General features: G+C 63.9%; 7 protein-coding genes. 4 read left to right on the forward strand and 3 right to left on the reverse strand.

Annotated elements, in window-relative coordinates; genetic code table 11:
* The 3 genes from HQL56_14135 to HQL56_14145 form a co-directional block, all read right to left on the reverse strand.
* Positions 1-223 (reverse strand): hypothetical protein (locus HQL56_14135; protein MBF0310658.1); only part of this gene is annotated, 223 nt, incomplete at its 3' end.
* Positions 224-565: 342 nt separating this feature from the next.
* A complete protein-coding gene (locus HQL56_14140) occupies positions 566-2,188 on the reverse strand; it encodes a TolC family protein (GenBank protein ID MBF0310659.1) in 1,623 nt (540 codons plus the stop codon).
* A gap of 6 nt (positions 2,189-2,194) precedes the next feature.
* On the reverse strand, positions 2,195-2,728 hold the full coding sequence (locus HQL56_14145) for a cyclic nucleotide-binding domain-containing protein (GenBank protein MBF0310660.1): 534 nt from the start codon (positions 2,726-2,728) through the stop codon (positions 2,195-2,197).
* A 223-nt stretch (positions 2,729-2,951) separates the two neighbouring features.
* On the opposite strand from HQL56_14145, the gene HQL56_14150 reads away from it, so the two are divergent.
* The 4 genes from HQL56_14150 to HQL56_14165 form a co-directional block, all read left to right on the forward strand.
* Positions 2,952-3,839, forward strand: a complete 888-nt coding sequence (locus tag HQL56_14150) for a hypothetical protein (GenBank protein ID MBF0310661.1) — start codon at positions 2,952-2,954, stop codon at positions 3,837-3,839.
* A 57-nt stretch (positions 3,840-3,896) separates the two neighbouring features.
* A complete protein-coding gene (locus HQL56_14155; GenBank protein MBF0310662.1) occupies positions 3,897-5,456 on the forward strand; it encodes an SPASM domain-containing protein in 1,560 nt (519 codons plus the stop codon).
* 139 nt (positions 5,457-5,595) lie between these two features.
* On the forward strand, positions 5,596-7,566 hold the full coding sequence (locus tag HQL56_14160; protein ID MBF0310663.1) for a RiPP maturation radical SAM C-methyltransferase: 1,971 nt from the start codon (positions 5,596-5,598) through the stop codon (positions 7,564-7,566).
* On the forward strand, positions 7,563-11,062 hold a 3,500-nt coding region (locus HQL56_14165), incomplete at its 3' end, for a type I polyketide synthase (GenBank protein MBF0310664.1). The genes HQL56_14160 and HQL56_14165, both read left to right, overlap by 4 nt.

Genomic DNA, 11,062 nt, shown 5'->3' on the forward strand with positions numbered 1-11,062 from the left:
CGAATTTTTCCCAGAGGGTATCGAGTTGGGCGAACAGGCCGAAGAGATCCTGCATATGGTTGATGTAATGGTTCGGTTCGGCGGAAACTTCGCCGGGGGCGATATCTCTCAAGTGTTCTTCATTATGATGGGCGCGAATTTTCTGTATTTCGTCATCGATGCGCTCGTAATAATTCGCCGAGGCCATGTGAAACTGATTGATCGTCGTTACTTGAAAATTCATCGATTCGTTGCGAAAGTGAATATAAAGCATTAGGCAGAGTGAAAGTATTAATACAATGACGGGCAAAAGTATGGCGTAAAATTTTATGATAACGTGTTGCGGGTTCGCATTCATGAGGTATACTCTGCAGAGTAGTCAAAACACACTCAAGGTCACTGACGAATTGGTAAAACATTCCCAATCGCAAAGGCTGCCGGCATGCACTTTGTGACTACAGTGTAACACGTCTTCGGCATTATTGGCGAGATCATCAAGAGGTTCCGCCACGGACCGGTCCGGACGAGCGGACAGGTCTCGCCCGGATGCCGGGATGAGTCGGGAGGCTTGGCGGGTCCGGCTCTTTCAGGGTGGCGCGTGGTGAAAAACCGGTTGGATGGCCACACGGGTCAAGCCCAGAATGGAGCCGGTGGCGAAGGCCAGTTCCACCTTGGAAATCTGGTAGTCGGCGCTGGCGCTGATCTCCCGCAGTTTGGCGTTGCCCAGGAACTGCGCGGCGTCCAGCACCTGGGTGGAGGTGTTCTGGTTGCGTTTGAACTGCTCCAATTCCGCCTGATAGATGGCTTCGGCCATGCGGGTTTCGTTGCGGGCGGCCAGAATGCGCAACCAGTTCTGTTCCAACTGGTCCACGGTGTCGCGTACCTCTTTTTCGATGAGACGCCGCCGCAGATCCAGTGACTCCATGCTGCCGGCGCGTTGCAGGGCGCTGCGACGCAGTCGGGCCTCCGCCGCATGGTTGCCCAGGGGCCACTCCAGAGAGAAGCCGCCGCTCCAGTCGGGATAACGGTTGTTGCTCAGATGATCCAGCGAGCTGCCCAGGGAAGCGTTGCTCCACGACTTGTTGCTGTGGCTGAATTCGAAGGAGAAGAGCGGCAGCAGTTGATGCCGGGCGACCTCATTGCTCAACGAATCGATGGCCACCTGCAGTTGCGCTTCCAGGAGTTCCATGCGGTTTTGGATGGCGTGGGAGAGAACCTTCTCCGGGTCGACGAAGAGTTGCGTCAGTTCTGGCTCCACCGAGGGCAGCAGCGCCTTGTTGCCGTTCATGGCCAGTTCGGCGCTGTTCATGATGCGTTTGAGTTCGCGTTCCAGCAGTCGCCGGTTGGTTTCGGCCACGATGATGTCTTCCACCCGCCGGGCGATGCCCGAGTCCGAGCGCACGATTTCCACCCGAGCCACCAGGCCGGCTTTGAGCATCTCCTCGGCGTCCTGTTTTTGTTTGACCGCCAGTTGATACTGCTCATGGCGCACGTCGATCTCCCGCGTGGCGGCCCAATGACGCCAATAGGCACGGTCCGCGTTGGCCAGGTAGTTGGTCAGCATCAATTTGGCCTGGGCGTCGGCCTTTTGAGCCGACAGCTCCGCACTGCGAATGCCGGCGGTGTTGACCAGCAGGCCGCCATCCCGCAACAGCGGTTTGCTGAAAGTCGTGGTGACCTGCGAGGTGTGAAAATCCGGGGTGCCGTCGTAACGCACGCTGGGCACGGAAACCGTGATGCTGCCGCCGCTGCGCAAGGGGATGGTCGTGCCCAGGGTGACGGTTTTGTATTTCGATTTTTCGTTGTAGATGCTTTCCGTCTTGCTCTGGCTCAGGGAGCCGGAGAAGACCAGGTCGAAACGCGCCTCCTCCTCTTTCAGCGCCTCGCGGGCCATGGCCGGGGGCAAACGTTCGACGCGCACCTCCAGCTGGTTTTCCAGTACCGCCTGCCGCACCTCTTCCAGGGAGAGTTTCACCGTCTCCATGGCCTTCGCCGGATCCCGCAAGGCGAAGGGAGCCTCCGGATCCAGGGCCCGTGGCGGCTGGGCGGAGATGCCGTTCAGATCCAGCGGTTCGATGCTCCGGGTCTGTTCCGACAGTTCCGGGGTCTGGCCGGGTTCGGCCTGGCACAGCCCGGAAAGGACCAGCAGGGTGATCGTTCCGAACAATCCCGGTCGGCGTAAGCCCGGATGAAGGATAAAAGGAGGCATGGCGATCTAAATATCCTTCAGCTTGTCCATGATGATGCGGAACCGGTTGCCGGCCAGGCTGATCTGTTCCAGGGTGTCGGGATCGATTTCGTCGGGATCCTGGGGATCCTCCTCCACGGTTTTGGATTCGCCGACGATCAGTTGCAGGGTGGCGCGGCGCAGCCGCTGGGCCAGAAAAATGCCCAGGGCCTGATAGATGCGGGCGGCGAAGCCGACATCGGAAGCCAGTTTGGCGCGAATGTCGTCGAAGTCGATGGCCAGAACCACGGTGGTATCCACGGCGGTGATGGTGGCCGAAGGGGGACGGGAGTCGAGCAGGCCGATCTCGCCCAGCACCTCTCCCAGACCGATTTCCGCCAGAAACCGCTTACCCACCGAAACCGCCACCTTGCCGGAGATGATGATGAAAATGCTGGGGTTCTTGACCTTTTCCCGCAGCAGGGTCTCGCCGGGTTGGAACACCCGCCGGTCGCCGGTACTGATCATCCAGTCGATGTCGCGATCGTCGAGCAGGCCGAGAATGTATAATACTTTTTTCATTAAATGGCTATCCTTTCGCCAGGTTCGACAGGAGTGTTTCCGCCGGGTATCCGCCGGGTAGCCGGGCCTCACCCGAATGGGCAGTCGGTCGGGAAGCACGCTATCGCGCTTGACAGATTCGCCTTCTGTAAATATAAGCTTGATCCGTGCCAAAGCCAACCACCCCCATTTGTCAGCCCTTCTGCACGATCCCTGGCTGTTTGCCACAGGAAACGAGGCCATCATGGAATTTGTCGACAAGCCTTACACCGATAATGTTCGTTTGATGAGCCCGGAGAACGCCTATATGGCGGGGCGCATCAAGACCAGCAAGCTGGAGGATCTGCGCTATTTCGAAAGGGCTTTTCCCCTGGATCCCGCCAAGGTGGTGACGCTGTTCAAGGAGATGCGGGAGATTTCGATAACCCGTCCGGAGGGGCTTACGGCGAAGGAGAAGGTCGATTTCACCTTCCTGAAGCTGCTGCCGATGTGTTACGCCCCCAGCCAGGCCCCGGATTGGGAGGCGGTACTCGATTTCGAGGTGAAGGAGATCGGGGAATATACCATCCGTGTGGCCAACGATCAGGTGGAGGTCGTTCCCGGCCTCAGCGACGATCCCGAGGCCACCTCGGTGAGCATGGACTACGAAACCTACCGGGCGGTGTTGCGCTTCGTGGCTTTGGAGGATTCCCAACTGCTCTCCCAGGAACAGCTCGACTCCTGGCAAAGCGCAGAGGAAGCCATGGATGTGGAGTTGAGCGACGATCAACTCGAAGCCGTGGCGGGTGGCAAAAGCTGCGGCAACCATCATGACAAGGGCAAGCCCAAGGACAAGGACAAGAAGAGTTGCGGCTCTCAGGCCGGAAAGGGCCAAGCCTGCGGCAGTGACGCCTGCGGCGCGGCGGCGGGAGCCGGCGGGGCCTGCGGCGGGGCCCGATGCGGGGTTGCGGCCTGCGCGGGGGATGCCTGCGGCGCCAATGCCTGTGGCGCGGATGCCTGCGCCGGAGCGGCTTGCGGTGTGGCCGGGGGCTCCGGGGCCTGCGCCGGCAACGCTTGCGGGGTCGATTTGAGTTCGGGGGTCGATTGCGGCCCCTGCGGCGTCAACGTCATTCCGGTCGTTCCCGGCATTTGAGGGTGACGGGGTTGTTTCCCGCTGTCCGATCGTTCACCCCACCTCGAAAGGTTGTCCATGAGCCTTCTGCCAACGGATGGCGATATCGTCCGCGCCACCATTCTCCGGGGCATCGCTGAAGAAAACGCCGTGGCGGGAGGGGGGGGAGGATCGGCAGCTCCCTCCCGCCAACCCGAAACCACGGCCCATCCCTCCATTTTCAACGTTCGCATCCCCCTCAAGGAGGGGCGGTGCCTGGCCTACAACACCCTGAGCGGCGCCTTCGCCGTCTGGACCGCCGCGGACGGCGATCTCTACGCCCGGGCGGAAAAGGGTGAACTGCTGCTGTCGGACCCACGCCTGGGTGATTTTGCCGAAGCGGGTTATCTGGTGGAGGAGACCCCCGCTCTCCAGCTTGAGGCCTTCGAACATCGGTACCGGGAGGTTCGCTTCGACCCGGCGAGTCTGACCCTGACCATTGCCCCCACCTCGGCCTGCAACTTCTCTTGCGACTACTGTTTCCAGGGCTTGGACAAGCCCAACCGGAAGATGAGCCCCGAGGTTCAGGAGGCTTTCATCCGTTTTCTGGCCCCGAAACTGGCCACCCTCAAGGAACTCAACATCACCTGGTACGGCGGCGAGCCGCTGATGGCTCTGCCGGTGATCCGCTCCCTGTCGCGGCGCATGTTGATCCTGTGCAATAAGGCGCGGGTGCGCTACAGCGCCTTCATCGTCACCAACGGCTGGCATTTCGACCGGGCCACGGCGGAGGAGCTGTATCAACTGCGCGTCACTTCGGCTCAGGTGACTTTCGACGGGCCGGCCATGTATCATGACCTGCGCCGTCCACTCTCCGGCGGTCGGCCCACCTACGAGCGCATCGTCACCAATCTGCGGGAGGTGATCGACAACCTGCCGATCCAGGTGAGTGTCCGGGTCAATATCGACGCCCGCAACAAGGATCAGGTGCGGGAGCTGCTGGATGACCTGGCCGCACGGGGATTTGGCCGTCGCGGCCATTTCAGGGTCTATTTCGCCCCGGTCGAGGCCATTACCGAGCCTTGCCACGCCTGTTCCCAGGTGGACCTGGGCAAACAGGCCTACGGTCGTCTGGAGGCCGAGCTTTACCGTTACGCCGTGGAGCGGGGCTTGTGCGGTCTGCCCAAACCGGCGCTGTTTTTGGGCAATTGTCAGGCCATTCGTCGCAACGGGTTGTTGCTGGCCCCCGACGGGGCGTTGCATAAATGCTGGGATACCATGCACGATCCTGCCCTGAAGGTGGGCACCATCTTCCAGCCCGAGAAGCTGGAGGAGGATCCCTTGTTCCGGCGCTGGCTGGAGTGGAGTCCCTTCGCCAATCCGGTCTGTCGCTCCTGCAAGATCCTGCCGATCTGCACCGGTTTTTGCGCCTACAAGTTCGTTCACCCGGAAAAGACCCGTGGTGAGACGGGTTCGCTGCCCTGTCCGAGCTGGAAGTTCAACTTCGTGGAGCGCATCGTGCTGCGGGCAGAAAAGAGGGGTCTGGTGCGGCGGGAGGAGATCGATCTTGCCGAGCTGGTCACCGGTCCCGAAGTTCTGGGGGCCAGCCACCGTCTGGGTCGGTTCGGGGGTGAAGAGGAGGGATCCTTTGACTTTTAATATTTTATCTTTTAGAAAGTAAAAAATGTTCGATCTGTTTACTAATCTTGTTATTTAACTATCCCAAGTCTAAACGTCAAAGGATAGAGCATTTTCTTTTTTTGATACTTTAAAGGAAAAATATTAAAAAGATTCCCCCTTGCCCGAGACCTGCCCCGTGATCCTCTTCCCCGTCATGCCCTTCACCTCCACCCTGATGCCTTCCCCGGCCCTCGGGCAGTTCAAGGCACAATTGCAACAAGCGGGACTGCCCTGCCGGGTGGTGCCGTGCAACGTCGACTTCATGCGCGAAATCGGGCTGGGAAGCTACGAGATCATCTGCAAGCAGCGCGGCATCAACGCCCAGCTCGGGGAGTGGCTCTTCGCCCCCTGGGTGTGGGATGAACCGCCCAGTCGCTGCGGCGGGCCCACCGATGAGGCGTTCTTCGCCAACTGCGCCCTGGAGCTGGATTGTCTGCGGCATCCCGATCCCAAAGGGTTTCTGCTGGAGGTGCGGGATCGCCTGGTGCCCCGCTATCTGGAGCGCTGCGTGGAGCAACTGAAGGCCATCGACGGGGTCAAGGCCTTCGGTTTCAGTTGCCTGTTTTATCAGACCATGGCCTCCGCCGCCCTGGCCCGGCGTCTCAAGGAGGCCTTGCCCGACCGGCCCGTCGCCTTCGGCGGAGCCTCCTTTCACGGCGAGATGGGCGAGGAGATACTGCGGGTCATGCCGTGGATCGACGCCGTCTCCGTCGGCGAGGCCGACGACGTGATCGTGCCGCTGTTCAAGGCGTTCAGCGAAGGACGCCCTCCCGAAGGGTTGCAAGGCGTGATCTGGCGCGACGCCCAGGGGGGGCTGCACCGGGATCAACCCCACCGTCCCGTTTCCGCCGCCTTTCTGGATACCCTGCCTCCCCCCGATTACAGCGACTACTTCCAAAGCCTCGCCGCCCACGGCCTGCTGGAAAATCCCGAAACCCGGGTGCGCATCCATGTGCCCTACGAAACCTCCCGAGGCTGCTGGTGGGGGGAGAAGCGCCATTGCACCTTCTGCGGCTTCAACGCCGAAGGCATGAGCTTTCGGGCCAAGAGTCCGGAGGTGGCCCTGGAGCTGGTGCGACACCTGCGCCGCACCTCCCCCGTGGAACACTTCATGGCCACGGACAATATTCTGCCCCACGACTATTACGACACCTTCCTGCCCCGACTGGCGGAAGATCCCTGTTCCCGGGGTCTGAGCCTCTATGTGGAGGTGAAACCCAACCTCACCCGCGAGCGGGTGCGCCGTCTGGCCGCAGCGGGGGTGCGTATCGCGGTGCCCGGCATCGAGAGCCTCTCCAGCCATCTGTTGCGTTGTCTGCAGAAGGGCGCCACGGGATTGATGAGTGTTCTGACCCTGAAACTCTTCCGGGAATACGGCATTCTCCCCAGTTGGAGCCTGCTGATGCGCATTCCCGGCGAGCGGCAGGAGGATTATGCCCGCATGGTCGATCAGGTGCCCTCGCTGGTCCATTTCTGGCCCCCTTTCGGCGGGCCGCGCCCCATGGAACTGCACCGCTTCAGCCCCTACTTTTTCGAAACGGAACGTTACACCACCAACCAGCGTCCTCATGCCTGGTATCGCAGCATCTTTCCCCCCGACCGGGTCGATCTCTCCAAGGTGGCCTACTATTTCGACGCCGACTGGAAGGATGTCCTGCCGGAAGGCTCCCACGAGGCCTTGACCCGGCGCGTTTGGCAGTGGGTGGATATCTGGAAACAGCGTCCCCGGTTGCCACGGTTCAGTTTCGAGGAAGGGGAGGACAATGCGGGCCTGACCCTGGAGGATACCCGTTTCGACCGGCATCGCACCTGGACCCTGGACGCGATGGAAGCGGCGGCTTTTCGCGCCATCGATGAACCGGCCACCGTCGGCCTGGTGCGCAAACGACTGGCGCAATCCTTCCCGGAGACCCGGCGGGTGGAGGGGATACTGCAGGAGTTCGTGACGCATCGCCTGGCCATGGAGGAGGAGGGGCGCTATCTGTCGCTGGCCCTGCCCGCCGGGCTGGCGGACCCGCCCCTCTCGTTCCGGCGCGCCTTTTTGCAGCGGGTGGAACAGGATGCGGAGCGAAAGGGCCTCTCCCCGTGATCGCCGCACCCGTGGCCATCCTCGGTGTGGGTTGCCGCCTCCCCGGCGGGGTGGAGGATGCGGAAAGCTTCTGGCAATTGCTGCTGGACGGGCGCGAGGCCTTGCAGGAGGTGCCCGCCTCGCGATGGCAGGCGCGGCGCTTCCGGGACGCGGATCCGGCCTCCCCCGGCAAAACCCGTGTGGCCCGCGGCGGCTTTCTGCAGCAGGATCCGGGGAGCTTCGACCCGCTGCCCTTCGGCATCTCGCCTCGGGAGGCGGAAAGCCTCGATCCGCAGCAACGGCTGCTGCTGGAGACCGCCTGGGAGGCCCTGGAGGATGCCGGGGTCGATCCGCGCCGACTCAAGGGAACGGCCACCGGGGTCTTCATGGGCGGTTTCTGTCTGGACATGAAACGCCTCATGATGGGGGTCTACAACCGGGAGTTGATCGACTCCCACACCGCCGCCGGCATGACCATGACCATGCTGGCCAATCGCCTCTCCTTCTGCCTGGACCTCCGGGGCCCCAGTCTGGCCCTGGATACCGCCTGCTCCTCCTCCCTGGTGGCGATTCACCTGGCCTGTCAATCCCTGGCTGCGGGGGATTGCACCCTGGCCCTGGTGGGCGGGGTCAACTGCATGCTGGTTCCGGAATACTTCGTGGCCATGAGCAAAGGGGGTTTCCTCTCCCCGGAGGGGCGCTGCGCCACCTTTTCGGCCCAGGCCTCCGGTTATGCCCGTGGCGAGGGGGCGGCGGTGGTGCTGCTCAAGCCGTTGCAGGCGGCCCTCGCCGACGGCGACGCCATTCAGGCGGTGATCCGGGCCAGCGGGGTCAATCAGGACGGACGCACCCCCGGCATCACCCTGCCGAACCCCGAGGCCCAGGTGGCCCTGATGGAAGCGGTCTACCGCAAGGCGGGGCTGGATCCGGGGCAGGTGGCCTTCGTGGAGGCCCACGGCACCGGTACCCGGGCCGGCGATGCGGCGGAGCTGTCCGCCTTGAGCCGGGTCTTCGGGGTGAAGCGACCCGCCTCCGCACCCTGCCTGCTGGGAGCGGTCAAGGCCAATCTGGGGCATCTGGAGGCGGCAGCCGGGGTGGTCGGGCTGATCAAGGCCCTGCTGGTGCTGCGCAAAGGGGTGGTGCCCCCCATGCCCCGGCAGGGGGAACCCACCCCCGATTTCGATTGGGCGGCCTCCGGGTTGCGGGTGGTCAGCCGCGCCGAGCCCCTGCCCGTCGGCGCTCACCCCCGCCTGGCGGCGGTCAACGCCTTCGGTTACGGCGGCACCAACGCCCATTGTGTGCTGCAGGAGTGGCCCGCGCCACCGGCCCGGACGGGTCCGGCCCCGACGCCGCCCTTCCTGCTGCCCCTGTCCGCGGCGGATGCTTCGGCGTTACGGGAGCTGGCCGGGCGATACGCCGGCGTGTTGCGTCGCGGCGAGGTCCGACTCGGGGATCTGGTCCATACCGCCGCCTTGCGGCGTACCCATCACCCGCACCGCCTGGCCGTGGTCGGGGATAGTGCCGAATCGTTGTGTCGCCGCCTGGAAGAGGCGGCGTCGGCGGCGGCGCAACCGGGCTTTGCCGCCGGAGGTCTCGTTCTGGTCTACAGCGGCATGGGCCCCCAGTGGTGGGGCATGGGGCGGGAACTGGCGGCCCGTTACCCCCTCTTCCGGGAGAGCTTCGAGGCGGTGGATGCGCTTTTCCAGGCCCGCGCCGGCTGGTCGATCCGGCAGGCCATGGGCGATGCCGCAAGCAGTCGCATCGGCGAAACCGGGGTGGCGCAACCCGCCAATCTGGCCTTGCAGGTGGCGCTGACCACACTGTTGCGCCATTGGGGCGTGAAGGCGGGGGCCGTGCTGGGCCACAGCGTGGGCGAAGTCGCCGCCGCCTGGGCCGGCGGAGCCTTGAGCCTGGAACAGGCGGTGGAGGTGGTCTGGCAACGCAGCCGTTGGCAACAGACCCTGGCCGGAACCGGCGGCGGCTTGCTGGCGGTGGAGTTGAATCCGGCGGCAGCCGATACCCTGATGAGGGACTACCCGGAGATCAGCGTGGCCGCCCTCAACGCGCCCCGTTCCCTCACCCTGGCCGGTCCCCGGCCGGTCCTGCGCCGTCTCGCCGCAGAGCTGGAGCGCCACGAGGTGTTCAACCGCCTGCTGGCGGTGGAGATCGCCTATCACAGCCCGGCCATGGAGGCGATCCGGGAACCGTTCCTCCGCTCCCTGACCGGTTTGAATGCGCGTGTTGCCGATCAACCCTGGTTTTCCACCGTGACGGCGTCCCGTTGTGACGAACCGCCGGGAGCCGCTTACTGGTGGGCCAACGCCCGAGAGCCGGTACGCTTCTGGGAGGCGCTGCAGACGGCCTCCCGCGAGGGATTCGACACCTTTCTGGAAATCGGCCCCCATCCGGTGCTTCAATCCGGCCTGAAGGAGCATTGCCGGCGGGTTGACGGTCTGGCGCTCCCCACCCTGCATCGTCAGCAGGACGAGGTGACCGCCCTGCAAACCGCGTTGGCGGCGTTGTACGCCGCCGGAGTGTCGCTCGACTGGTCCCGCCTGGTGGCGGAACAGGCCCCGGAAGGGCGCTTCGCCCGGCTGCCGAACTATCCCTGGCAACGCATTCCCTGCTGGCGCGAGTCGCGTCGTTCCCGGGAAGACCGTCTGGGTCGGGAGGGCCGCCTGTTCCTGAGAGAACGTCTGCCCATGCCCGGCCCCGCCTGGCAGGTGGAGCTGTCCACCGGGTTTTTCCCCTGGCTGAGACAGCATCGGGTGGCGGGACGGGCCGTATTTCCCGCTGCCGCCTTCGTGGCTGCCGCCCTGGAGGTGTGGGAAGAGGGCCATCCCGGTGAAAAATGTCTGCTGCGCCATCTGCGCTTCAACGATTTTCTGGCCGTGGAGGGTGCGCCGCGCCGCCTGGTGTGCAGCCTCGATACCACGGGTCGGCACCTGAAACTCTACAGTTATGCCGGGGATTCCGACGATTCGGAGTGGCCGTTGCACGCCGAAGCGGAGCTGGAACCCGCCGCCGGGCTCTCCGCCGTCGATCTCGATGCCGTGCGATCCCGCTGCCGTTCAAGCCTCGACCCGGCCCGTTACTACAGCCGGCTGGCTTCGGACGGGCTGGACTACGGTGCGGATTTCCGCCTCATCCGGGCGTTGTCGATCGGAGAGGGGGAGTTGCTGGCGGAGATCGTTCCGACGGCGGCGATCGGGGAGTTCGCCTCGGAATACGCCGTTCATCCCTGCCTGCTGGATGCGGCCTTGCACGGCCTTTTCGCCCTGATGGTTGCCGACGGACGCACCCTGGTTCCGGTGGCGATTCAAGCCGTGCATCGGGTGGGAACCTGGCGGGGTGGGACGGAACCGCTGCTGGCCCGGGTGCGGCGCACCGCCGGGGAGGAGGGGGAGGTTTACGGCGATATCGAGCTGTGCGAGGCCGACGGCCGCCCGCTGGTGCGGCTGGAAGGCCTGCACTGCCGGGCCTTGCCGGAGAGCCCGGCTCCCGACGGCTGGTACCA

This window comes from Magnetococcales bacterium, from assembly GCA_015231925.1.
Classification (GTDB): domain Bacteria; phylum Pseudomonadota; class Magnetococcia; order Magnetococcales; family JADGAQ01; genus JADGAQ01.

Coding starts and splice junctions, on each gene's coding strand:
- HQL56_14140 (MBF0310659.1), bottom strand. CDS start 2,188: ATGCCTCCTTTTATCCTTCATCCGGGCTTACGCCGACCGGGATTGTTC.
- HQL56_14145 (MBF0310660.1), bottom strand. CDS start 2,728: ATGAAAAAAGTATTATACATTCTCGGCCTGCTCGACGATCGCGACATC.
- HQL56_14150 (MBF0310661.1), top strand. CDS start 2,952: ATGGAATTTGTCGACAAGCCTTACACCGATAATGTTCGTTTGATGAGC.
- HQL56_14155 (MBF0310662.1), top strand. CDS start 3,897: ATGAGCCTTCTGCCAACGGATGGCGATATCGTCCGCGCCACCATTCTC.